This window comes from Sideroxydans sp., from assembly GCF_054604835.1.
The window spans coordinates 73,424-98,547 of the sequence record NZ_JBTSFG010000001.1; the positions used below are offsets into that span (position 1 = coordinate 73,424).

Annotated in this window: 21 protein-coding genes; 19 read left to right on the top strand and 2 right to left on the bottom strand. The window is 54.4% G+C overall.

Annotation, left to right across the window (positions count from 1 at the left end; translation table 11 throughout):
- The first annotated feature begins 18 nt into the window (after window positions 1-18).
- From ACYCZ5_RS00375 to ACYCZ5_RS00390, 4 genes are all read left to right on the top strand, one after another.
- Complete coding sequence (locus ACYCZ5_RS00375) at window positions 19-1,212, top strand: tetratricopeptide repeat protein (RefSeq protein WP_461542784.1); 1,194 nt, start codon at window positions 19-21, stop codon at window positions 1,210-1,212.
- A 54-nt stretch (window positions 1,213-1,266) separates the two neighbouring features.
- On the top strand, window positions 1,267-1,827 hold the full coding sequence (locus ACYCZ5_RS00380; RefSeq protein WP_461542785.1) for a hypothetical protein: 561 nt from the start codon (window positions 1,267-1,269) through the stop codon (window positions 1,825-1,827).
- A 135-nt stretch (window positions 1,828-1,962) separates the two neighbouring features.
- Window positions 1,963-2,163, top strand: a complete 201-nt coding sequence (locus tag ACYCZ5_RS00385; RefSeq protein ID WP_461543345.1) for a helix-turn-helix transcriptional regulator — start codon at window positions 1,963-1,965, stop codon at window positions 2,161-2,163.
- A gap of 160 nt (window positions 2,164-2,323) precedes the next feature.
- On the top strand, window positions 2,324-3,094 hold the full coding sequence (locus ACYCZ5_RS00390) for a plasmid recombination protein (RefSeq protein ID WP_461542786.1): 771 nt from the start codon (window positions 2,324-2,326) through the stop codon (window positions 3,092-3,094).
- A gap of 274 nt (window positions 3,095-3,368) precedes the next feature.
- Here the strand turns inward: ACYCZ5_RS00390 and ACYCZ5_RS00395 are convergent, their stop codons facing one another.
- Complete coding sequence (locus ACYCZ5_RS00395; RefSeq protein WP_461542787.1) at window positions 3,369-4,676, bottom strand: NAD(P)-binding domain-containing protein; 1,308 nt, start codon at window positions 4,674-4,676, stop codon at window positions 3,369-3,371.
- A gap of 223 nt (window positions 4,677-4,899) precedes the next feature.
- On the opposite strand from ACYCZ5_RS00395, the gene ACYCZ5_RS00400 reads away from it, so the two are divergent.
- Window positions 4,900-5,796: a hypothetical protein gene (locus ACYCZ5_RS00400; protein ID WP_461542788.1), complete on the top strand. Its 897-nt coding sequence runs from the start codon at window positions 4,900-4,902 to the stop codon at window positions 5,794-5,796.
- Window positions 5,797-5,813: 17 nt separating this feature from the next.
- Complete coding sequence (locus ACYCZ5_RS00405) at window positions 5,814-6,866, top strand: hypothetical protein (protein WP_461542789.1); 1,053 nt, start codon at window positions 5,814-5,816, stop codon at window positions 6,864-6,866.
- Between the two features lie 3 nt (window positions 6,867-6,869).
- Here ACYCZ5_RS00405 and ACYCZ5_RS00410 read toward each other — a convergent pair whose 3' ends face one another.
- Window positions 6,870-7,223 (bottom strand): hypothetical protein, encoded by a 354-nt coding sequence (locus ACYCZ5_RS00410; RefSeq protein WP_461542790.1) that lies wholly within the window; start codon window positions 7,221-7,223, stop codon window positions 6,870-6,872.
- Between ACYCZ5_RS00410 and ACYCZ5_RS00415 the strand changes: the two genes are divergently transcribed.
- The 13 genes from ACYCZ5_RS00415 to ACYCZ5_RS00475 all read left to right on the top strand — a co-directional run bounded on the left by ACYCZ5_RS00415 (window position 7,194) and on the right by ACYCZ5_RS00475 (window position 25,106).
- Window positions 7,194-7,625, top strand: a complete 432-nt coding sequence (locus tag ACYCZ5_RS00415) for a cytochrome c3 family protein (protein WP_461542791.1) — start codon at window positions 7,194-7,196, stop codon at window positions 7,623-7,625. The two genes, ACYCZ5_RS00410 and ACYCZ5_RS00415, sit on opposite strands and share 30 nt — an antisense overlap.
- A gap of 1,263 nt (window positions 7,626-8,888) precedes the next feature.
- Window positions 8,889-10,961, top strand: coding sequence for a tetratricopeptide repeat protein (locus ACYCZ5_RS00420; protein WP_461542792.1), 2,073 nt, complete (start codon window positions 8,889-8,891; stop codon window positions 10,959-10,961).
- Window positions 10,962-11,083: 122 nt separating this feature from the next.
- Complete coding sequence (sucC, locus tag ACYCZ5_RS00425; RefSeq protein WP_461542793.1) at window positions 11,084-12,253, top strand: ADP-forming succinate--CoA ligase subunit beta; 1,170 nt, start codon at window positions 11,084-11,086, stop codon at window positions 12,251-12,253.
- Window positions 12,250-13,131, top strand: a complete 882-nt coding sequence (gene sucD / locus ACYCZ5_RS00430; RefSeq protein WP_461542794.1) for a succinate--CoA ligase subunit alpha — start codon at window positions 12,250-12,252, stop codon at window positions 13,129-13,131. The genes sucC and sucD overlap by 4 nt, the downstream gene beginning before the upstream one ends.
- 1 nt (window position 13,132) lies before the next feature.
- Complete coding sequence (locus tag ACYCZ5_RS00435) at window positions 13,133-13,885, top strand: TerC family protein (protein ID WP_461542795.1); 753 nt, start codon at window positions 13,133-13,135, stop codon at window positions 13,883-13,885.
- On the top strand, window positions 13,882-14,310 hold the full coding sequence (locus ACYCZ5_RS00440; protein WP_461542796.1) for a universal stress protein: 429 nt from the start codon (window positions 13,882-13,884) through the stop codon (window positions 14,308-14,310). Before ACYCZ5_RS00435 ends, ACYCZ5_RS00440 begins: the two co-directional genes overlap by 4 nt.
- 102 nt (window positions 14,311-14,412) lie before the next feature.
- Window positions 14,413-16,935 (top strand): CHASE2 domain-containing serine/threonine-protein kinase, encoded by a 2,523-nt coding sequence (locus ACYCZ5_RS00445; protein ID WP_461542797.1) that lies wholly within the window; start codon window positions 14,413-14,415, stop codon window positions 16,933-16,935.
- A gap of 16 nt (window positions 16,936-16,951) precedes the next feature.
- Window positions 16,952-17,779: a Stp1/IreP family PP2C-type Ser/Thr phosphatase gene (locus ACYCZ5_RS00450; protein WP_461542798.1), complete on the top strand. Its 828-nt coding sequence runs from the start codon at window positions 16,952-16,954 to the stop codon at window positions 17,777-17,779.
- Window positions 17,780-17,804: 25 nt separating this feature from the next.
- Window positions 17,805-18,539: an FHA domain-containing protein gene (locus ACYCZ5_RS00455; RefSeq protein WP_461542799.1), complete on the top strand. Its 735-nt coding sequence runs from the start codon at window positions 17,805-17,807 to the stop codon at window positions 18,537-18,539.
- Window positions 18,540-18,600: 61 nt separating this feature from the next.
- On the top strand, window positions 18,601-20,832 hold the full coding sequence (locus ACYCZ5_RS00460) for a CHASE2 domain-containing protein (protein WP_461542800.1): 2,232 nt from the start codon (window positions 18,601-18,603) through the stop codon (window positions 20,830-20,832).
- Between the two features lie 11 nt (window positions 20,833-20,843).
- Window positions 20,844-21,608, top strand: coding sequence for an MBL fold metallo-hydrolase (locus ACYCZ5_RS00465; protein WP_461542801.1), 765 nt, complete (start codon window positions 20,844-20,846; stop codon window positions 21,606-21,608).
- Window positions 21,609-21,620: 12 nt separating this feature from the next.
- Window positions 21,621-22,697, top strand: coding sequence for a cyclic nucleotide-binding domain-containing protein (locus ACYCZ5_RS00470; RefSeq protein WP_461542802.1), 1,077 nt, complete (start codon window positions 21,621-21,623; stop codon window positions 22,695-22,697).
- Between the two features lie 12 nt (window positions 22,698-22,709).
- Entirely contained in the window at window positions 22,710-25,106 is a 2,397-nt protein-coding gene (locus tag ACYCZ5_RS00475) for an ATPase, T2SS/T4P/T4SS family (protein ID WP_461542803.1), read from the top strand.
- Window positions 25,107-25,124: the final 18 nt, after the last annotated feature.

Consider the following 25,124-nt stretch of genomic DNA (forward strand, 5'->3'; position numbering starts at 1 on the left):
TTTGAAACGGGGGCAGGCATGAAGATTCTTAAGTTAATTCTTGCAGGGCTGTTAGCTGTTAGTGCGCTACCCGCTTACGCAGGGTTTGAAGATGGGGTGACGGCGTACCAAAAACAAAATTACTCCACTGCTTTCAAAGAGTGGAAGCTACTAGGGGATCAAGGGGATGCGAGAGCGCAGGATTGCATCGGCACGATGTACCTTAATGGCTATGGGGTAAAGAGGGATTACACAAAAGCTATGCAGTGGTATTGGATGGCCGCTGAGCAGGGGTATGCAGATGCTCAAGATAACATTGGTGTGATGTACCTTAACGGCTATGGCGTAAAAAGAAACTATTCAGAAGCTATGCGGTGGTATCGCACGGCTGCTGAGAAAGGAAGCTCATCGGCCATGGTCAACATCGGCATGATGTACCGTGATGGAAGCGTAGGGGTTGCGAAGGATTATGCAGAGGCAATGCGATGGTATCGCAAGGCATTAGAAACAGAGAATGTTGAGGGCGATTTCAGTATTGCTCAAGGAGTCGCTTGGGGGCAGTTTAGCATTGGAGGCATGTACGAACATGGGTATGGTGTTGATAAGGACTATGCGGAAGCCTTGAATTGGTATCGCAAAGCCGCCGAGCGTGGTTTGAGCTTTGCACAAGAGTACGTTGGAATGATGTACGACTTCCCAATTGGCGTGCAACAAAATCACTCGGAGGCTATGAAGTGGTATCGGAAAGCGGCAAAGCAGGGGGTTGTCTCGGCCCAAAAGCGTCTTCGAGAGATGGAGAAGGCAAAGCTGAGTACAGCCCAAAGCAGTGCAGATGCTGAAAGAGTTTTTTCTTCAGACATTCACTCTGAAGATGGCGAATCTAAAATTCACATTGGCTACGAACTAGGTGGTAAGCAAATTAACAGCGTAGCTATATTGTTGCCAGAAGGGTACCTATTTTGTGATCCAAGGAAATGGGGGAGTGCCAACTCCCATAATTGTCCTAGCGATTTATTCTTTCGATTTAGTAACTCTGACACTGAGTCGCGTATGACCTTAGCAATGCCAATTTCGCAACATACAGCTTTGCTTAATGAGGCTGGGCTCCATGCCTTCGCAAGAATGTTTGATCACGTGGATAAATATGCATTGGTTGTCTATAACAAACATGGTGATAAATTTTTAGTAGAGTTTTTCAAGAGAAATCTAATTGAAAACCACAGCGTTTTCTAATGACGGGGGCATAAGGCGAGAAATGCAAGCTGGGCTGTCGCATAAGGGGGCGAGATGAAATACAGCGAAATTGAAAAGCAACTTGATGAGTTTCTGGCTGCGCCGGATGTGCTCGATAATCAAAAGGACTGGCGGCTTGCGGTTGAGTATAGCGAAAAGTTGCTTGCGGAAGATGAGGCTGCAAACAACAAAAAAAGCATGATGCGAATGTTTGCAAAAAGTCTTACCGCATATACGAAGTGCGTGCTTATGTGTGAGGCAGTTATAGCTGCTTACAAGAGCACAGAGACAATGCGAGACGATGTAAAAAAGGTGGCTGAAAAAACACTAGGCGATGCGAATAAGGTTTTTGAGGGGCAAAATAAACTTATTGGTTCACTACTCCCAGCCGCAAGCAAGGGGGTGAAATTTACGCCAAAACGTAAAGCTGGCTCAATTTCAAAGAAAACAAAACACATACGCGATTTGGCAAAAACTCATCGCAGATTATCCGGAAAAGAGCTTCTCGGAAAAGCTGATAAATCCATCATTGAGGATATGTCTGAGCGTACATTCTTTAATCGTGTAGCTGAAGCGCGCAAGTTGTACCCGAAGGAAAGTAAGTCCCAAAAATAATTTTTTTTCACGGTTTGGCGTTACCGTGATTCTGTTTGCTGGATTGCATTTTTCGTGTGTAGATAATTCAAAACCATGCAAGGCCGCGCAGGGCAGCCTTGGGCAACCTAAACAGGTGCAATCATGGCAAACACAATGCAATCCACCCAGCAACAATTCTACCGACTCCCTCACCTTACGCAGCGCCTCGGTGTTTCCGGATCTTCAATTTGGGCTTGGGTAAAAAAAGGGACTTTCCCTAAGCCGATTAAGCTATCTGAAAACTGCACTGCGTGGGACAGGGCATCAATCGAGGCTTGGGAGCAATCCAGAATTACTGCCTCTCGCGAACTGTAAGCGGGGTGCAGCATGGGCACTTACTGTTGGCTGCAAGAGCTTGAAATGTTGCTGGTGCGCTTTTCGCACCTTGGCATAGGGGCTGACCTTACCGCGCTCTCTGTAGTCGAGGCATGGGGGATGTATCTATTCCTTTCACGCCTAGCAGACGCAGGCTGATATGGCGCACGTTCAAATACTGCGAGCAAAGAAGCTGTCGGGCGGCGGCATTATCGCTGTTGCTGCTCGCCACAATCTGCGCGAGATACAAGCCGAGATGGGAGCGGATAGTCACATAGACCCAAGCAAGACTTTGCAGAACGTAATCTTGAGGGGTGCTGCACAGGCTGGTGAAGTGGTAAGGGACGCTGCCGCTCAGATGGAGGCGGCGAAGGTGGAGCAGCGACGCAAGTTGCGGAAAGATGCAGTGCGCGGACTGGAAATAATTTTCAGCTTGCCGCCTTCGTCTGGAATTGCCGAGCGGGATTTCTTCGCTGATGCAGTCGTATGGTCTGAGAGCTTTTTCGAGTTGCCGATTCTTAGCGCGGTGATCCACAACGACGAAGCCGCGCCACATTGCCACGTCATCCTGCTGCCGTTGTTCGATGGGCGAATGATAGGCAGTAGGATGATGGGTAATAGAAGCCGCCTGCTAGAGATGCAAGCCAACTTTTTCGAGAAGGTGGGAGGCCGCTACGGATTAGAGCGGCAAGCGCCTGTAAAACGCTATAGCAGGGCTGCAAGAACGAGAGCGGCGGAGATCGTGGTTAATGACCTGCGGAAGAACCCGAAGCGCCTAGATGATCCGGCTATTCGTGATGCAGTACGAGATGCGCTTGTAGAAAATCCGATGCCAGCAATGGGGGCGCTGGGTTTTGAGATGCCGCAACCCAAAGCGCCGAAGCCCAAAACATTTGCAGTAATAATGACCAAGCACTTCAAGCATGATTAAGCCTATAGGCTTTAGGATAGAGGAATATGTGAAGCCTATCCTGTGTAGGCTTTGCAAGTCACAAGCTAACTAAAAGAGGGTTTGTCCGCTTTATGTCCGCACTGTTAGCCGCTCGTAAGCATCTAGAAGCTGGGGGTATATATGGGGGTATGCTTCAAACTATTTCTTGGTAGTTCGCCTAATGGTGGGGTGTTGGTGGCTTAATGTGAATGAGACAAGCCACCAATAAAAAAGGCCTGCAAATCTTGCAGGCCTTTTGCTTTGCTACGGCGTATCAAGCCGTGCCGAACTTGGTGTCCACCATCACGCCGATCTGCTTCAGGAAAGGTGTGGGCAGGGTGCCACCGGCGCACACGATGACACCGTCATTCGGGATCTCTGCTTCCTCATCTCCGAATTTGATGACAGCTGTTCCCGGGGTGATCTGCTTGACGCCGGATTTCAGGTAGATCTTCAATTTTCCGGCATCGGACATGGCCTTCAGTTTGTCGCGGTTCTTAGGCTTGGCGCCGCCGAAAGCCTTGCCGAAGTCTTCGCCGCGTGCCAGCAGTGAAACGGTAGTGCCTTGCTCCTCTGCCACGGCCATGGCAGCCTCGACCGCGCTGTCGCCCCCGCCGACCACGATCACATGCATGTTGCGATATTGCTCGGGGTCGATCAGGCGATACACCACTTTAGGCAACTCTTCGCCGGGTGCGCCGAGTTTGCGTGGTGTGCCGCGTCTGCCGATGGCCAGCAGGACAGCGCGAGTTTTGTATTCCCCCTTGCTGGTCTTGACGATGAAGCCGTTGTCGGTCGGCGTCACGTTCTCCATGCGCTCGTTGTAATTCAGCTTGATGCCGGTCTGTTCGATGATGCCCAGCCACCATTCCAGCAAGCGTTCTTTGCTGACTTCCTTGAAATGCATCTCGCCCACAACAGGCAGCTTGACCGGTGCGGTCATGGCGATCTTGTTGCGCGGGTACTGGAAGATGGCGCCGCCGAGCGAGCTTTCCTGCTCAACAACCAGATAGCGCAGCTTGTGCTGGATGGCGCCAAGTGCCGCACCCATGCCGGCCGGGCCGGCCCCGACGATAATTACGTCGTAGTCGTTGTCGCTGCCTTTGAGTTTGGCGATGGAATCCATTGCTTGTGAACCCTGGCTGGCAGATTTGCGAATCAGTCCCATGCCGCCCAGTTCGCCGGCAATGAACAGTCCTTTGATATTGGTCTCGAAAGTCGGATCGACCTGCGGGATATCCATGCCGCGTTTTTCGGTGCCGAATACCAGAGTGATCGCGTCATGCGGACACGCAGCCGCACAAGCGCCATGGCCGATGCAGTGGGTCGGATTGATAAGTACCGCTTTGCCCTTGATCATCCCTATGGCCCCTTCGGGGCATGCTTTGATGCAGCTGCCCGATCCCAGGCACAAGCGCGGATCGATCACCGGGTGCAGTGATGATGGCTCGGTCAAGCCCTGAGTGATCGCGTCTTTCATCTGTTCGACGGAACTGGTTTCTTTCTTCTTCCTGCTGCCCAAATAAAAGAACATGATGATGATCAATGGGATCAGGTATACGGATAGATCGATGAGGTCCATAGGTTTGGTCTTTGAGTTGTTGAATGGGGCGCGCCACTGGTCTGAATGACCTAGCCGCCTGTCAGACTATTTCAAAATAAATGCGAACTTTATTGTACAAGGCGTTGTCGCAGGCAGCGGCATTCTAGGGTTGTCGCGTTATTAAGACAAATAAATTAAGACAGGTTCAGTGATCGCAGTTAAAATTTGTGCCGTTTTGGCCGGGCACTGTAGACAGGGAAAAATGAGAACGAATAAACAATCTGAACACCTGATGTGGATGATCTTCATCAGTATCGTCGGCGTGATTACGCTGGCCGGTTATTTCATTGTTTATCCTCAGACTTATTATAAGCCTGGCGAAGAGCTGTTCGATTTCGGCTACAACCTGGGGCTGATCGGCGGCACGATGATGCTGCTGTTGCTGCTGTATCCCCTGCGCAAGCGCTGGACCTTTCTGGAGAACTTCGGCTTCCTGCCGGTCTGGTTTAAGTGGCACATGGTGCTGGGTATCCTGGGGCCGCTGTTCATCATCTTCCATTCCACCTATCACGTTTACATTCCGTTCATCCATCCGACGGGCTCGATTAATGCGGCGGTCGCGATGTACTGCATGCTGCTGGTGTCGGGCAGCGGTACTTTCGGTCGTTTCTTCTACACCAAGATCCACCATGGTCTGTATGGCCGCCAGGCGACGGTGAACGAGCTGCATGCCGAAATGGAGCAGACCGGCGATATCAAGTCCATGTTCAGTTTTGCGCCGCATATCGAACAGCAACTGCAGGCATTTCACGATGAGGCTGAAAAATATGCCAAGGAGACCGGTTACGGATTCATCAGCTTTGCCAAGATGGGATTCAAGTCGGCGGTGTTGTCACGCCGCCTGCCTGCAGATTTGCACCAGGTGATGCGTGCGCAGGGTGTCGAGAAGCATTTCAATGCCGATCAGAGCAAGGGTATGGAGAAGCTGTTCGACGAATACAAGGAGAAGATCACTTCCTACTTGCATGCTGTCCGTGATGCCGCCCAGTTCCATACCTATGAGCGCCTGTTCTCATGGTGGCACATCTTCCATATCCCGCTGGTGTTCATGATGGTGTTCAGTGCCATCTATCACGTGTATGCGGTCCACGCTTACTGATTGAATTGATACCGACTATGCTGCTGCGTACCTTAGCCCTCATCTTCTTCCTGTTCGCGCTGCCCATGCAGGCGAACGCCAACAAACTGCTGATGCCCGGCGATGTCATCAAGGGACATGCCAAGGAAGAGGAGAAGTGCGAGCTTTGCCATAAGAAGTTCGACAAGAAGGCACAGAATCGTCTGTGTACGGATTGTCATAAGGATGTGGGCAAGGATGTCGCCGAGAAGAAAGGCCATCACGGTCGTATCGATACGGCGAAAGATTGCAAAGAGTGTCACGCCGAACACAAGGGACGCGATTTCAAGGCGGCGGAATTTGATCACGACAAGTTCGATCACAAACTGACAGACTTTGAGCTCAAAGGCGGCCACCTTGTCAACAGCAAACAGGACAAGGTCAAGTGCGAAAGTTGTCACAAGGCTGGCAAGAAATTCCGCGAAGCGCCGCAACTCTGCTTCAGTTGCCACAAGAAGGACGACAAGCACAAAGGCGGCCTCGGCGAGGATTGCGCCAAGTGCCACGTGGACAAGGACTGGAAGACCACCGACTTCGACCATGGCAAGACCAAGTTCAAGCTGGAAGGCAAACACGTCGACGTGAAGTGCCTGAAGTGCCACATCGACCATAAATACAAAAAAACGCCGATGGAATGTGTCGCCTGCCACAAGAAGGACGATGACAAGGCGCACAACGGCAAGCTGGGTAAGAAGTGCGAGTCATGCCATACGGCTAAGGACTGGAAACAGACCAAGTTCGACCACGACAAGACCAAGTTCAAATTGCTGGGCAAGCACAATGAAGTCAAGTGCGACAAGTGCCACATCGACAAAAAATACAAGGGTACGCCGACGAAGTGCAATGAATGCCACAAGAAGGACGACGACAAGGCGCACAAGGGCAAGTTCGGTCCCAAGTGCGAGACCTGCCACACTGAAAAAGAGTGGAAGGACATCAAATTCGATCACAACAAGGAAACGAAATTCGATCTGCTGGGCAAGCACAAGAAGGCCAAGTGTACCGACTGCCATAAAGGCGATTTGTACAAGGACAAGCTGCAGATGACCTGAGTCTCATGTCACAAGAAAGACGATGACAAAGCGCACAAGGGTAACTTCGGTATCAAGTGCGATACCTGTCACGTTGCTGATGACTGGAAGACAATCAAGTTCGACCACGATAAGCAGACCAAGTATCCGCTTCTGGGCAAGCATAAGAAGGCCAAGTGTGCGGACTGCCATAAAGGCGACCTGTACAAGGACAAGCTGCAGAAAGATTGCATCTCTTGTCACCAGAAGGATGACGACAAGTCGCACAAGGGCCAGGAAGGCAAGAAGTGTGAGACCTGCCACGTCGAGGACGACTGGAAGAAAACGGACAAGTTCAACCACAATCGCATGTCCACTTTCCCGCTGTTGGGACGCCATGCGCTGGTCGCCTGCAAGAAATGCCATGAAAAGCCAACCTTTAAGGACGCCAAGTCGGACTGCTGGTCATGCCATGAAAAGGATGACGAAGATGTCCACCGTCGCCGCTTGGGAACCGAATGCCAGGTTTGCCACTCCACGCGTTCGTGGGCGGCATGGGACTTCGATCACAACAAGACCAACTTCAAGCTGGATGGCCCGCACAAGAAGACTGCCAACAAGTGCTATGCATGCCACTCCAAGCCGATGAGCAAGAAGGTGGTGGCCTCTACGGCATGTGGTAGCTGCCATGAGCGCGACGATGTGCACAACGGCAATTTTGGTGATCGATGCGAGCGTTGCCATGAGGGCAATGATTGGAAAACGGTGAAGATGGGCGTAGTCGTGCCCCAGAAGAAATAGTAGAAAAAGTCAAGTTTGCTTTGGGCGGTAGTTGAGGCAAACTGAAAAATAGGTAGTGAACTATCGAGGAGGTTGTCATGGAGAGAAGAACGGGTTTTATCAGTGCGATGTTCGCCGTGCTGTTGGCGGTGACAACGCTGCAAGCGGGTGCCGCCCAGCAGATCGGGCGAGATTTCAATCACATGACTACTGGCTTCCCTCTTTCCGGTGGGCACGCTGCGGCAGCATGTGAGACGTGTCACGTCGGCGGCGTGTTCAAAGGCACGCCGCGTGCCTGTGATGGCTGTCATGCAGTCGGCAAGCGCGTAGTCGCCACCCCCAAGAATGACAGACACATCGTGACCGATGCGCCTTGCGAATCCTGTCACTTCAATACGGCCACATGGCTGGGTGTGCGATACAACCACGGTTCGGCTGTTACGGGGCAATGCCGTACTTGCCATAATGGGCGTCAAGCAACGGCTAAGCCTGGTGGCCACAATGCGGGCAAGAAAGCGACAGAGTCATGCGATAGTTGCCACCGTACATTTGCCTGGAATCCGGCCAACTGGAATCACAATACATCGGGCTCGAATTGTGAGCAGTCCGGCTGCCACTTGGCAGGGCAGAACCAGTGGTACAAAGGCGTAAGCACCGCACATACCAAAACCGGCATGGCGACTTACGCTTGTACGAGCTGCCATAACTTTATCAGATGGAATCCGGCCCCTTACAATCACGTAGGAGCATCCACTACGAATTGCGAGTCTTGTCACAATGGTACAGTTGCAATTGGGCAAGCAGCTACCCATTACTCACGTGGTACGGCAGACTGTAGTCAGTGTCATATAAATACCACTCGGTCGTGGACTCCTGCATTGGGTAGCAAGCCTGCAAAGCATATCCCTTATAACGCAGGGGTGGCTTGCACTGCTTGTCATACGTCAGCTACCGGCAAGGTGGGTGTGTCGGTGTTGCATGCAAATAGCACAGCAACGTATACATGCGCCAATTGCCATATAACGCCGACAACTCCATCTGACTATACTGGTCAGGGTCAAGAGACAGAAAGATCTCATGAAGGCAGTAGTGGAAATAATTGTACTGGCTGCCACGAGCACACTCAGGCTGCAAGTTATAGCAAGTGGTAATGAGTTTGGCGTGTGTCACGCTGGCTGTGCCTGCGTGACACATAACGTGCTGCAAAAATTAGAAAACATTTTGGAGTAGGGTATGCATTTCACACTGAAACGACTTTGCAAGTTTTTGCTTGCAATGGCCTTGATGGGAAGCGCAGTTGTAGGTGCTCAACCGCTGGATGATGTGACACTGGAATATCAGACCGACGGTATCGTCGCAACCATTCGCACGACATCGCCCGTACGTTATGTGCGCCATTTTCCGGCGAATAGTGGCAAGACGCTGGATATTTATTTCGAGCGAGTTGCAGGAGTTGCGGTCGACGAGAAATGGGCGGATAACGAGACGCGTAATTCACCGCCTTCCAGCCTGATTCCAGCCTTTACGGTCACATCGCGTGATACAGCGACCAAGCCCAAACTGGTCGTGGAGTTTTCTCGAGAAGCGCAATTCAGCGTCTCTGCGGGCAAGGATCAACGCAGCATCCTGATCACTATCCGCCCGGATCGCTCAAGCGGAGAGGTGGCCTTGCCATACTTGCCTGCAGTGAGCGCGGTTCGTGCAACGCCGGGCGATGCGAATCTGGCCGAGAACAACAAACAGGCTTTCGATCTGATGCAGCAGGCGCGTGCCGCCCTGTCAGCGAAGAAGAACGAAGATGCAGTTGGCCTGTTGAACAAGCTGCTGATGTTGCCCCCCAACGATTACACGGAAGATGCCCAAGAATGGGTGGGTGTGGCACGTGAACGTGCAGGGCAATACGATAAAGCCAAGACAGAATACGACCTGTATCTGAACCTGTATCCCAAGGGCGAAGGTGTGCCGCGCGTGATGCAGCGCTTGGCTGGTTTGTCAGGCACGGCAAGTGGTCCGGGCATCGTGGAAGCAACCGAGAAAAAGCGTGAGGCGCGCTGGACGACCTTCGGAAGTATCTCCGGCCATTACTACTTCGGAAAGAGCAAGATTGACTCAACGACCACATTTAATGCGGCGACTGAGACGCAATCGCTCTCTTTGACCGATCAGTCGATGCTGATCACCACTGAGGATGTTTCGGCCAGATACACGAGTGATGATTTGGATGGTCGCGTGGTGTTCCGTGGCAATAACACGAAAAACTTCCTGTCCAACAAATCCAGCCAGAATCGCATCAGTTCCTTGTATGGAGAGATCAAAGGGCGCAAACAGGATTACCTGCTGCGTGTGGGACGTCAGTCGTCAAATGGTGCCGGCGTACTGGGGCGTTTCGATGGTTTGTCCGGTTCGTATGGCGACGCGGCGGATATGCGGGTGAATGGTGTGGTCGGCAGACTGGCGGACTACAGCGATAGCACCTCGCCGTCTTTTGTTGGTGCCAGTGTGGATAGCGGTGCGTTCACCGGCTACGGCATCAATCAGACTGTGGATGGAGTGCTGGATCGCCGTGCGATGGGTGGTGAATGGCGCTATTACGAGGACAAGAAATCACTGTTTGCGCTGGTGGATTACGACATCAATTTCAAGGCATTGAACGCGGCCCAAGTGATGGGCACCATGAATGCATTCGATGCTTCCTGGAACTTCATGCTGGATCATCGCAAGACACCTTCGTTGAGCATACGCAATGCTTTGTATGGTGCAACGACATCTTCGATCAGCGTGTTGCAACAGGCGTTGTCTGCCAGCGCGGTGCGCGATCTGGCTCTGCAGCGGACGGCCACCAGCAACATGGGGCAAGTCGGTATCACCAAGCCATTGAGTTCAAAATGGCAAGTCGGTGGTGATGTGCGGCTCTCCAATACTACGAGTACGGCTGCAAGCGGCGTGCTGGATAGCATCCAGGGTTATCTGGCGGCGAATCCGAGTCGCGGTACGGAGAAGAGTGTGACTGGCCAGTTGATCGGTACTGGCCTGTACAAGGCGGGTGATATCTGGTCGTTCAGTGCTACTTTGAATACCAGCAGCACCGTCAAAGGAAACTCGTTCTTCGTGTACAACCACATGGATATGCAATATGGCTGGGGCTTGGATAGTTCGGTACAGTTGTACAAGCAGACCGATCAGTTCAATGCCGTCACGACGCGTTTCTCGCCGACGGTGCGAGGGTCATATCGCTTGAAGGAGCAACTTACATTTGATGCTGACTTGGGCTTTGAAAGCACCAAGAGCGAAGGCACAAATGTGACGACCAAGATCCTGCGTGTCTTCGGTTCGGCAGGTTTGCGCTGGGACTTCTAAACTCTGTAGAAATTTTGCACAAGAGGCTGCCGGAGCGATCCGGCAGCCTTTTTTATAGTGATCATAACGACAGGGGCAGTCCCGCTCTGGTAAATTGCGGACTCGTCTCATCAGGGGGCTTTATGAAAATCCATGAATATCAGGGCAAAGAGATACTGCGCGAATTTGGCGTGCCCACTCCGCGTGGCACGGCTTGCTTCAGCGTTGAGGAAGCACTTACCGCCGCACAACAACTGGGTGGCAAGGTCTGGGTGGTCAAGGCGCAGATCCACGCGGGCGGACGCGGCAAGGGGGGCGGGGTCAAGGTTGCGAAATCACAGGATGAGGTGCGTCAGTACGCACAGCAGATATTCGGTATGCAGCTGGTGACACACCAGACCGGGCCGGAAGGCCGGCAGGTGCGACGCTTACTGATTGAGGAAGGCGCTGCCATCGCCAAGGAATTCTATGTCGGGATGGTGGTGGATCGCGTGTCACAGCGCGTGGCGCTGCTGGCTTCCAGCGAAGGCGGCATGGAGATTGAGGAAGTCGCCAAGCACTCCCCCGATAAGATCCATACTGTGCGCATCGACCCGGTTGCGGGATTGGATGCCGGTGAGGCTGCGCGAGTGGTGCGCGCCATCGGCATCCCAGATGTGGCGAACGTCGAAGCGGTCAAGGTGTTGCAGGGGCTATATCAGGCTTTCGTGGCAAAGGATGCGATGCTGGCAGAGATCAATCCTTTGATCCTCACGGCGGACGACCGTATCGTGGCGTTGGATGCCAAGTTCAATTTCGATTCGAATGCCATGTATCGCCATCCGGAGATCGTGGCGATGCGTGATCTGGATGAAGAGGATCCCGCGGAGATCGAGGCGTCCAAGTTCGATCTTTCCTATATCTCGCTCGACGGTGACATCGGTTGTCTGGTGAATGGGGCGGGGCTGGCGATGGCGACCATGGACATCATCAAGTTGTACGGCGGCAGCCCTGCGAACTTCCTGGATGTCGGCGGCGGCGCAACCACCGAAAAAGTCACCGAGGCATTCAAGTTGATGCTGAAGAACCCGCATCTGAAAGCCATTCTGGTCAACATCTTCGGCGGCATCATGAAGTGCGACGTGATCGCGGAAGGCGTGGTGGCCGCAGCGCGGCAAGTGCATTTGACCGTGCCGCTGGTGGTGCGTCTGGAAGGAACCAACGTCGATCTGGGCAAGAAGATACTGGCCGAATCCGGTTTGCCCATCATTTCCGGTAACGATATGGCAGATGCTGCGCAGAAGGTCGTTGCCGCAGCCAAGGAGGCGAAATGAGCATCCTCATCAATAAAGATACTCGAGTCATCACACAGGGCATGACCGGTAAGGTAGGCCAATTCCATACGCAGCAATGCAAGGCTTATGCGAACGGGGCGAACTGTTTTGTTGCGGGCGTGAATCCGAAAAAAGCGGGTGAGGAGTTCGAGGGGATACCCGTGTACGCATCGGTGCGTGATGCAAAGCAGGCGACCGGCGCGACGGTGTCGGTGATCTATGTGCCCCCTGCGGGTGCGGCGGCGGCTATCGACGAGGCGGTCGAGGCGGAATTGGATCTGGTGATCTGCATCACCGAAGGCATTCCCGTGCATGACATGATCAAGACCCGCTACAAGATGCAGGGCAAGAAGACCTTGTTGATCGGACCGAACTGTCCCGGTCTGATCACGCCGGACGAGATCAAGATCGGCATCATGCCGGGGCACATCCACAAGAAGGGCCGTATTGGTGTGGTGTCGCGTTCCGGTACGTTGACCTACGAAGCGGTCGGGCAACTGACCGCGCTGGGTTATGGGCAGTCTTCGTGCGTGGGCATCGGCGGCGATCCGATCAACGGTCTGAAACATATCGATGTGTTGCGGATGTTCAATGATGACCCTGAGACGGATGCGGTGGTCATGGTGGGCGAGATCGGCGGCAGCGACGAGGAAGAATGCGCGCGCTGGATCAAGGACAACATGAGTAAGCCTGTGGTTGGTTTTATCGCGGGTATCACTGCACCGCCGGGTAAGCGCATGGGCCATGCCGGTGCCATTATCTCGGGCGGACAGGGCGGCGCGGAAGACAAGCTGGCGGTGATGGAGTCGAGTGGGATCCATATCACACGCAATCCTGCCGAGATGGGCCGTACGATGAAAAGAATTCTAAAGGGATGACATGCTGGAAATGATGCAAACCCCCCAGTTCTGGGCGGACGTGTTCAAGATCATCCTGATCGACCTGTTACTGTCTGGTGACAATGCAGTGGTGATCGCGCTGGCCTGCCGCAACCTGCCGGAGGCGCAACGCAGGAAAGGCATACTTTATGGCGTGGGCGGTGCCATTGGCCTGCGCATCGTGCTGACTTTCTTCGCGGTCGGATTGCTTTCCTTGCCTTATTTGAAGCTGATCGGCGCAGTGCTGTTGCTGTGGATCGGCATCAAGCTGCTTCTGCCTGAGGAAGAGGCGCACGGTGATGGCGGTATCAAGGCCGAGGCGCACCTGTGGGGGGCGGTGAAGACCATCATCGTTGCCGACTTCGTGATGAGTCTCGATAACGTGCTGGGGGTAGCAGCGGTAGCCAAAGACAATGTGTGGCTGCTGGTGTTCGGCTTGCTGGTCAGCATCCCGATGATCGCCTGGAGCAGCCAGTTGGTGCTCAAGCTGATCGACCGCTATCCGGTGATCATCTACGCGGGCGGTGCATTGCTCGGTTATGTGGCGGGCGAGATGTTGCTGGGCGAGGCGTTGTTCAAGCCATTGATCGAGGCGCAACATGCTTTGCATTGGATAGTGCCTGCCGTGTGTGCGCTGCTGGTGTTGGGCGTGGGCAAGTGGTTGGCTACGCGCAAGGAGGCGGTGGCAGCCGTGCGTGACCTGGCCGATGGCGAAGTGCCGGCAAAACGGATAACGCAGGAGGGGGAAGCATGATGAAGATACTGGTTCCGGTGGATGGCTCCGAGCATTCCCTGCATGCGCTGCAGCATGCCTTGAATCTGACAGACTTGTTGAAGGTGCCGCCCCAGCTGGTGTTGCTCAACGTGCAACGCAGTGTGGCGCAGGGCAACGTCAAATTGTTGATCGATGCGCAGACCATAGACGACTATCAGCGCGAACAAGGCATGACTGCGTTGCAATCGGCGCGTCAGATGCTGGACGAAAGCGGGATCGCTTATCAGTATCACCTGAGTGCCGGCCATCCGGCTGAAGCGATCGCACAGTTCGCGACCGAGCATGGGGTATCGCACATTGTGATCGGGGCACGTGGCGAGGGGGGATTGGGCAAGCGTCTGCTTGGTTCGGTAGCGGCCCAAGTGCTGGAAACTTCAACGCTCCCTGTGACGGTCGTTCGCTGAGGCAAAGCGCTGATAAATCAATCAGGTATGGATTGACATTCAAATTTGTTTTAGTATCTGCCCGGCAAGTTCACAAAAGTTGAATAAAAGCTCAGGGCAAACATGAGAAAAACGTCGTTTTGGAAGACGGACTGGTTCACTGCATTGGTGGTGGCGCTGGTCTTTCTGTTCAGTGCCAACACCGATCTGATCCAGAGTCTGGAGCGCAAAGCTTATGACTGGGGCGTGCTGGCTTCTGCCCGGCAACCGAGTGACAAGGTCGCCGTCATCGCGATAGATGATGTGAGCATCGCCAATCTGGGACGGTGGCCGTGGCCGCGCGAGATCCAGGGAAAACTGCTGGATGTGCTGGCCGAAGGCAAACCCAAAGTGGTCGGCCACACCGCCCTGTTCTTTGAGCCGCAGGTCGATGCCGGTCTGGATTACATCCTGAACATCGCGGCCGTGCTCGAACAGACCAAGCTTGCCGAGACAAACCCCGAACAGTGGCTCGAACTGCAAGGTCTGATGCAGGAAGCCTTGTTGCATCTGGATAACGACCAGAAACTGGCTGAGAGCATGGGGCAGATCCATAACGTGCTGCTGGGCATGTATTTTGAATTGGGCGAGCCGCAAGGCAATCCTGATGCGCCGTTGCCCGATTATGTATTGAAGAACAGTCTGATGAATGTGCAGGGCGGCGCCGAGGCAGCTTTCCCTATCCCGTCATTCAATGCATTGGTGCCCATTCCCATGTTGGGTCAGCAGGCGTTTGCGTTAGGTCATTTGAATGCCACGCCTGATGTGGACGGGGCGATCCGCACCGAGCCGCTGGTGTTGAGTTTTTATGACCAGTTCTACCCTTCCTTGTCGCTGATGCTGGCGGCCAAAAGTCTGAATCTCGGCGCGCAGGATATTCAGGTGACACTGGGAGAGGGGGTGCGCGTAGGTAACCTGAAGATTGCGACCGATCCCGCTCTGCGCATGAACACCTATTTTTACGCAGATCAGGATGGCCGTCCGGCATTTCAGGTGGACTCCTTCTACGATGTATTGACCGGTAAGATCCCTGCAGACAAATACCGCGACAAGATCGTGCTGATCGGCGCTACCGCCGCGGGGGTGGGCTCGTCGCAGGTCACCCCGGTGTCGGCAGTGACACCTCCGGTGGTGACCTTGGCGCATTCGGTCTCCAGCATTCTGAAGCAGGACTTCTTCGTCATTCCGTCATGGGGGTTATGGGCCGAGATCGGCGCGTTCGCAGCGGTTTCAATTTACCTGATCTTGTTGTTGCCGCGTCTTGGCGCGGGACTGGGGGCGGCGATCACAGCGGTGCTGTTCATGACATTGCTGGGCGTGCACTTTGCCTTGATGACTACGCAAGCGATGTGGCTGCAACTGATGTTGCCCGCAGCTCTGCTGCTGGTCGGCCACTTGCTGCTGACTACCAAGCGCTTCCTGGTGACCGAGAAGGGCAAGGAAAAATCCGATGCTGATTCGGCCGAGAGCAATCGCATGCTGGGTCTGGCATTCCAGGGGCAGGGCCAGCTGGATATGGCGTTCGACAAGTTCCGCAAGGTGCCGTTGGACGATAGCCTGATGGATGTGCTGTACAACCTGGGGCTGGATTTCGAGCGCAAGCGTCAGTTCAACAAGGCTGAGGCGGTGTTCAAGTACATGTCCGAACACAACCCCAAGTTCCGCGACCTGGAACAACGCATGAATCAGGCCAAGACGATGTCGGAGACCATCATCCTGGGGGGCAGTTCAGGGCGTAGCAACGACAGTACGATGAAGCTGGATCAGGCGGGCATCGCCAAGCCCATGCTGGGGCGCTACCAGATCGAGAAGGAGTTGGGCAAAGGCGCGATGGGGGTGGTGTATCTGGGCAAGGATCCCAAGATCAGCCGTGTCGTGGCAATCAAGACCATGGCGCTGGCACAGGAGTTCGAGCCTGATGAACTGGAAGATGTGAAAGCGCGTTTCTTCCGTGAAGCTGAAACGGCAGGACGTTTGAACCATCCCAATATCGTCACTATGTACGACGCGGGCGAGGAGCATGATCTGGCGTATATCGCCATGGAATTCCTCAAAGGCAAGGATCTGGTGTCCTACACCAAACCGGATGCATTGCTTCCTTTGCCGCAGGTGCTGTCGATCGTGGCGCGCGTGGCGGATGCATTGGGTTATGCGCACGGTCTGAACGTGGTGCACCGGGATATCAAGCCGGCCAACATCATGTACGACACCGAAAGCGATACGGTTAAAGTGACCGATTTCGGCATCGCGCGTATCACTGATTCTTCCAAGACCAAGACTGGGATGGTCTTGGGCACACCGTCGTATATGTCGCCGGAGCAACTGTCGGGTGCCAAGATCGAGGGGCATTCCGATCTGTTCTCGCTGGGCGTGAGTCTGTATCAATTGGCCTGTGGTAAGCTCCCGTTCGAAGGGGATTCCATGGCGCAATTGATGTTCAGGATCGCCAATGAGCCCCCCAGAGACATACTGAGTATCAAGGCGGATATTCCGCCATGTGTAGTCGCCATCCTCAATAAGGCGTTGGCAAAGAAAGTGGAAGAGCGCTATGAGAGCGGCGCCGCGATGGCAGATGCCATCCGTCAGTGTGCATCCTCGTTGCAGTGATCGACAGGGGGAACGAGTGAATCTGAACCAAGCGCTGGAAATCGTCGGGCAAACCAATCCCGGCATGGTGCGTTCTCATAATGAGGACAGCATCACATTCGATGCCGAATATGGTCTGGCAGTGTTGGCGGACGGCATGGGTGGCTACAACGCAGGCGAGGTCGCCAGCGGGATAGCGGTATCGGTGCTGGCGAGCGAGATACGACATCGTCTGGAATCGGATGCACCCGAGCAGAAAGTGGCGGGCAGTGAGGAAGAGTTGGGCGTCGTACTGTTGCGCGATAACGTCAAGAAGGCGAATCTGTCCATCTTCAATGCGGCACAAAGCCAGCCCCAATATGCAGGCATGGGCACCACCATCGTTGCAGGATTGTTCTTCGATAATAGGGTCGCCGTGGCACATGTTGGAGATTCGCGCATGTACCGACTGCGCGGCGAGGTTTTCGAGACGATCACGCGTGACCATTCCCTGCTGCAGGAACAAATCGATAGCGGCGTCATCAGCAAAGAGCTGGCGCGGCTCTCGCAAAACAAGAATCTGGTGACGCGCGCAGTCGGTATCGATGCCGATGTCGTACCGGAAGTCCATGTGTATGACGTCGCGGTGGGGGATATATATCTATTCTGCTCAGATGGTCTGAACGACATGGTGGAGGATGAAGACATCGGCGCGACTTTGCAGATGTTGCAGGGGAATCTGACATTGGCGGCCAGCCAGTTGATCGAGCAGGCGAATGACAACGGTGGCCGGGACAATGTGTCGGTCATACTGGTAAAGATCAAGGGCGGCTACGCTGCGCCGCGAGGCGTGTGGGCGAAGTTGGTATCCTGGTTCAGGAATTGAATAAAAGCTAATACGGGGAAATAAAATGCCGGCAAAATTGATACTCAGCATGGACGGTTCGGTGATCAAGGAATATCCGCTGACCAAGGAGCGGACGACCATCGGGCGCAAACCGCACAACGACATAACCATCGACAATCTTGCTGTCAGCAGCGAGCATGCCGCTGTCATCACCATCCTCAATGATTCGTTCTTCGAGGATCTGAACAGCACTAATGGTTCGATGGTGAATGGCGCGCCGACGCAGAAGCATTTCCTGCAGAACAACGATGTGATCGAGATCGGCAAATACAAGCTGAAATATCTGAACGATCAGCCGACGCAGACTTCTGCAGCGGATTTCGAAAAGACCATGGTGTTGCGTGCCCCGATCAAACCATCAGCTGCTTCAGTCGTGCCGGTGGCCGAGTCGGGCGCAAAATTCGAATCGACCACACAATACAACGCGACGGCTCCCAAGCCCGCTTCGGTCGCTGCCCCGGCAGCAGCCCCGACCCCGGTGGCGGTGATCCAGATTTTGAATGGCCCGAATCTTGGCAAGGAACTGGAGCTCAGCAAGAACCTGACCACGCTGGGCAAGCCGGGCGTGCAGGTGGCTGTCCTTGCGCGCCGACCGCATGGCTATTTCATCACCCACGTCGAGGGTGGAAGTTTCCCGTTGGTGAATGGCTCTTCCATCGGTGAGCAACCTCATCAGTTGAACGATCACGACGTGATCGAACTGGCTGGTATCAAGATGGAGTTTTACCTCAAGAACTGACAGGGGCTGATATGACCTTGTCGCCCTACTCACGCCTCATCGCCTGCCTGGCGAATGAACCATGAAGAAGCATGCGCTACTGATCATGTTGGGCATGCTGGCAGTGTTGCTGTTCCTTGGCGATGCTGCTGGGTTCTATCGTCTGGGCTTCGTCCAGTATGGCGACGCCCAGCTATATGATTATCGCCTGAGATTGTCGTTGCCCAACAAAGGTGACGATCGCATCGTGATCCTCGATATCGATGAAAAAAGTCTGAAGCAGGAAGGCCGTTGGCCCTGGGGCAGGGACAAGATGGCGAGACTGGTGGATTCGCTTTTCGACAGATACGGTGTGGCGGCTGTCGGCTTCGACGTCGTCTTCGCCGAACCGGACAACAGTTCCGGCCTGAGCGTCTTGCAGGCTTTGGGCGAAAAACAATTTCGCGATGTCGAGCAGTTCCACTCCGTTCTGAAACAGATCCAACCTGCGTTGCAATACGATGCGCTGTTCGCGGAAAAGCTCAAGGGACGCAAGGTGGTCCTCGGCTACTATTTCAGCAATAGTGAAAGCGGTTTGACTACCAGCAAATCAGGCGCCTTGCCTGCACCGGTATTTCCTGCAGACATATTCCGTGGACGTGCCGTGGGCTTGGCGACATGGGATGGATATGGCGCCAATCTGCAAGCGTTGCAGTCGAGTGCGGCTTCGGCAGGTCACTTCAATCCACTGGTGGATTTCGACGGTGTGGTTCGACGCATCCCCATGCTGGTTGAACATGATGGTCAGATCTACGAATCCCTTTCCCTCGCGGTCGTGCGTAGCGTAATGGATATGCCCAGACTGGTGCCTGGATTTGCGGGCGAACAGCGCCAGGGTTATGGAGGTCTGGAATGGTTGACGGTGGAATCCGTACAAGGCGGATTGACGATACCGGTCGATGCCGAGGTCAGTGCCTTGATCCCCTACAGTGGTAAGCGCAACACGTTTACATATATTTCGGCGACCGATGTATTGCACGGCAAGATCGAACAGGCTGCACTGCAGAACAAGATCGTGCTGGTGGGCACATCCGCCCCCGGCCTGATGGATATGCGGAGCACACCCGTCGGAGAGGTCTACCCGGGGGTGGAAGTGCACGCGAACATGATCAGCGGCATCCTCAATCAGGATATCAAACAACATCCTCCCTACATGCTTGGGGCCAATGTGGTTTTGATGTTGCTCATCGGCATCAGTCTGAGTGTCTTGCTGCCCTTGCTGAGTCCGATACGCGGCATGCTGCTGTCATTGATCTTCCTTTCAGGGGATATCGCGCTGAACCTCGCGCTCTGGAACTATGCGGATCTCGCTATGCCGATGGCGGGCGGGATACTGATCATCCTGTCACTGTTCGCGCTGAACATGAGCTTTGGCTACTTCGTGGAATCGCGTGCCAAGCGCCAGATAACCGGCTTGTTCGGACAGTATGTGCCCGGTGAGTTGGTGGATGAAATGGCCAAGCGACCGGAGAGTGTTTCGATGGAGGGCGATAGCCGGGAAATGACCATCCTGTTCTCGGATGTGCGCAGCTTCACCACCATCTCCGAAGGGCTGGATCCTAAGGAATTCTCGCAACTGATGAACGAGTTCCTTACCCCGCTTTCGCGCGTGATCTACAAGCAGCGCGGCACGATTGATAAATACATGGGCGACTGTATCATGGCATTCTGGGGGGCGCCGTTGCCTGACCCGGATCATGCGCACCATGCGGTGCTGGCTGGCATGGAGATGCAGCGCGCACTGAACGAGTTGCAGCCACAATTCAAAGCAAAAGGTTGGCCGGAGATCCATATCGGTGTCGGGGTCAATACCGGTCGGGTCAGCGTAGGCAACATGGGTTCCGAGGTGCGCGTGGCCTATACGGTGATGGGGGATGCAGTGAACCTCGCTTCACGTCTGGAGGGCATCACCAAGGAGTACGGGGTCTTGATGCTGGTGGGCGAGACGACCAAGCAGGCCACACCGCAGATCGTCTACCGTGAGGTGGATATGGTGCGGGTGAAAGGCAAAGAACAGCCCGTGGCTATCTTCGATCCGCATGGGCTGGTCGGCGAGGTCGACAAGCAGAAGCTCGACGAGATCAAGTTGTTCCATCAGGCATTGCGAACCTATCGCAAGCAGGATTGGGACAAGGCGGACCTGGAGTTGCTGAGCCTGCAAAACATGTCACCGGATTGCAAGTTGTACCGTGTCTACGCTGAGCGTGTGACGTATTACCGGAACAATCCGCCCGGCGAGGACTGGGATGGCGCGTTCACCTTCAAAACGAAATGAGCTGACGAACGATGAAACTGCGCGTGCTTGGATGTAGTGGCGGGATCGGTGGGAATTTCCGCACCACTTCGCTGCTGCTCGATCATGATGTGCTGATCGATGCCGGTACCGGACTGGGCGACCTGAGTCTGGCCGAGATGAGCGTCATCGACCATGTGTTCATCACACACTCGCATCTGGACCATATCGCCTGTCTGCCCTTGCTGGTCGATAGCGTGGGCTTTATGCGCGACAAACCATTGCTGATCCATGCGACCGCTGAAACGTTGGCTATCCTGCAAGCGCATGTATTCAACTGGGAGATATGGCCGGACTTCGCGGAGATCCCGAATCTTCACCAGCCCGTGATGCGCTATGAAGAGATCAAAGTGGGCGAAACCATCGATGTGGGGGGGCGCAAGCTGACCCCTCTTCCTGTCAATCATGTTGTGCCTGCGGTTGGATTTTGCATCGACAGCGGCAAGGCGAGTCTGGCTTTCAGCGGTGATACCACTACTTGTGATGAACTGTGGGAGGCGGTGAATCAAATACCGAATCTGCGTTACTTGATCGTTGAGACAGCATTCTCCGATGCGGAAAAAGAACTGGCTGTGCTGTCCAAACACCTTTGCCCCAGCATGCTGGCGGATGAACTCAAGAAGCTGAAGCTCGCTCCGGAGATATTCATCACTCATCTAAAACCGGGAGAGGTTGAGCTGACCATGCGTGAGATCAGCGAAAGAGTGCAGGGCGTGAATCCCAAGATCCTGCAGAACGGGCAGACGTTCGAATTTTGAGCGATTAATGATATGAACGACATACTGGACATACGAGTACTCGCCGCGTTGGAGCCCATCTCCAGCTTTAGTCCTGCGCGGCTGCGCGAACTGTTGGATTATTGCCATGTGGAGAACGTGGCGCCTGGTGAGAATCCTTTCGAGAGTCGGCCTCTGCATGGCCAGTCCGTTTATCTGTTACGGGGCGAAATCGAGCTGGATTTTGCCGACGATAACAAGGTGACGATGCGTGCAGATTCAGAGTGGGCGCGCCATCCGATAGGCAAACGCCAACCCGATATCCGCAACGCCAAGGCTGTGAGCAACGTGATGTTGCTGCGCGTGGATGACGACCTGCTGGATCGCATGGTGACCTGGGATCAGTTCGCCAGCCATGACGATATCAAACCCAGGATGGACAAAGGCGGGACGGATGCCGCTGTGCGGCGGCTGCTCAATTCCGGCATGTTCAGTGCCGAAAATCTGAACCACGGTCCGTTCGCCCACTTGCCGCCCGCCAATATCGGCAAGCTGCTCAATCGCGTCGAGGCTATCGCTGTATGGGAAAAGGACGTGATCATCCGCGAGGGTGAAGAGGGCGACTATTACTATCTTGTGGAAAGCGGGCGCGCCCAGGTCACCCGTCTGGTGGGCGGCGCAAATCTGGTTCTGGCGGAGTTGAAAGCGGGTGATGTGTTCGGTGAGGAAGCACTCATCTCCGATACCAAGCGTAACGCCACTGTGACCATGCGCAGCAACGGTGTGCTATTGCGGTTGAAGAAGCAGGATTTCCTGGAGTTGATGCAAGAGCCGCTGCTGCATCGTATCTCCTTCGAAGACGCGAAAGAAAAAGTAAAGCAGGGGGCCGTGTGGCTGGACGTGCGCCATCCGCCCGAATACCGCTATGACAAATTGCCCGGTGCCATCAATGTGCCACTCAACGACATCCGCAATGCGATCGGTGTGTTGAGCAAGGTGACGCCGTACATCGCTTATTGCCAGAGCGGACGCCGCAGCGCGGCAGCCGCTTTCATTCTGGCGCAGGCTGGATATGACGTATACGTGCTGGAAAACGGCCTCTGGTCGGTGCCCAAGGCACTTCAGCAGTAAGAAGGAGAGGAAATGAATAGTCCTGTGCAAGGCAACCCGAATGAAATGAGCGTGCGGCTTGAGTTCACCAAGAACCTCAATCACGTCACCAACAAGATCCATGCAACCAGCAACATCGACGAGATCATGCTCGATGTCAGCAAGGATATCTGCTCCCTGTTCAATGCCGACCGTCTGACCATCTATGTTGTGGGAGATGACAAAGCTTCGTTGGTCTCCAAGGTCAAAACGGGGCTGAACTCGTTCAAGGATCTGAAGCTGCCCATCGCCGAGCAAAGTATCGCTGGCTTCAGCGCGGTGAACAAGAAGTTGCTCAACATCAAGGACGTATACGACCAGCAGGAGCTGGCTGCACATAGTCCGACCTTGCGCTTCCTGCAGGATGTGGATAAACGCACCGGCTATCGCACCAAGCATATGTTGGTCGCGCCTATCGTGGATGAAGGCGGTGAGCTGGTCGGGGTGATGCAGGTCATCAACAACAAAGCAGGCGTGCCTTTCCCGAGCATGGTCGAGGAGGGCGTAAAAGAGTTGGCGCAGACATTGGCCGTGGCTTTGCGGCAGCGTCAACAACAGAGTGGTGCCATCAAGACCAAATACGACTATCTGGTGGCGGATGCGGTCATGTCGGCAGCGGAATTCGAACTAGCCACACGCACCGCGCGTCGCAAGGGCGTTGACGTTGAGAATGTGTTGATCGACGAATTCCAGATCAAGCTGGATGCGCTGGGTAATGCACTTTCTAAATTCTTCGGCGTCCCGTATGAGCCTTTCCAGGCGGATAGGGTCAAGCCCAGCGAGTTGTTGCGCAATCTGCGCCGGGAATATGTGGAAAGCAGCCACTGGGTCCCCATCGACGACACCCCGGAGGGGCTGGTCATACTGACTACCGACCCCGAGCGGATATTGGCTTCACGCGTCGTAAACAACATCTTTCCCAAGAATCGCCTGATCTATAAAGTCTGTTCCCAGCGCGAATTCAAAATGACGCTGGACCATTTCTATGGCGGCGGCAGTACTGCAGGCGAGGGAACGGGTGTTTTCGGCACCATGGATGATTCCTCGGTGGACGATCTGCTCACTTCCTTGGGCGGAGAAGAGGATGAAGAACTCAGTGGCGTCAATCAGGATGACCTGAATGCAGCTGCGGACAACGAGCTGGTCAAGCTGGTCAACAAGATCATCGTCGATGCCTACAAGATGGGCGCCTCCGATATCCACATCGAACCCGGCCCTGGCAAGATGAAGACGCAGATCCGTGTACGCAAGGATGGTTCCTTGCTGAACTACATCGAGATCCCGTCCACCTATCGAAATGCTTTGGTCACCCGTCTGAAGATCATGTGCGATCTGGATATCTCCGAGAAGCGACGACCGCAGGACGGTAAGATCAAGTTCAAGAAATTCGGCCCGCTGGATATCGAGTTGCGTGTGGCGACCATCCCCTCGCAGGGCGGCGTGGAAGACGTGGTGATGCGTATCCTGGCATCGGGTGAGCCGATCCCGCTGGACAAGATGGGCTTCTCGGATCGCAATCTCGAGCTGATCAAAAAGACGATCGCCAAACCCTACGGACTATTCTTCGTGTGTGGCCCGACCGGTTCCGGTAAGACCACCACGCTGCACTCCATTCTGAAACACATCAATACGCCGGACACCAAGATATGGACGGCGGAAGATCCTGTTGAGATCACCCAAAAGGGTCTGCGCCAGGTCCAGATCAACAAGAAGGCCGGACTGGACTTCGCCACCATCATGCGCGCCTTCTTGCGTGCCGACCCGGATGTGATCATGGTCGGTGAGATGCGCGACAAGGAAACCGTCTCAACCGGTATCGAAGCCTCTCTCACCGGTCACTTGGTGTTTGCCACCCTGCACACCAACAGCGCGCCGGAATCCATCATCCGTCTGCTGGATATGGGTATGGATCCGTTCAACTTCGCTGATGCATTGCTGGGTATTCTGGCGCAACGCTTGGCAAAACGTCTGTGCAAGCATTGCAAGAAACCGCATGTCGCGACTCAGGAAGACCTCAAATCGCTTATGGCGGAATACGCCGAAGAACTGAAGAGTACGGAAACATGGAAAAAGGATGCAGGCGCCGCGAGCAAAGCCTTGTACGCCGAATGGCTGAGACTATTCGGTGACGACAAGGGGCAGATCACGCTGTATGAAAAAGTCGGTTGTGAAAAGTGTACCAATACCGGCTATGCAGGCCGCGTTGGTTTGCATGAATTGCTGATCGGTACCGATCCGGTGAAGAAGGCCATTCAGGAGCACGCGCGTGTCGCCGAGTTGTTCGCCATTGCGCTGGAAGAAGGGATGCGTACACTGAAACAGGACGGTATCGAGAAAGTGCTACTGGGCATCACCGACATGCACCAAGTGCGTGCAGTCTGTATCAAGTAACGAGACGCCGGTTCGCCG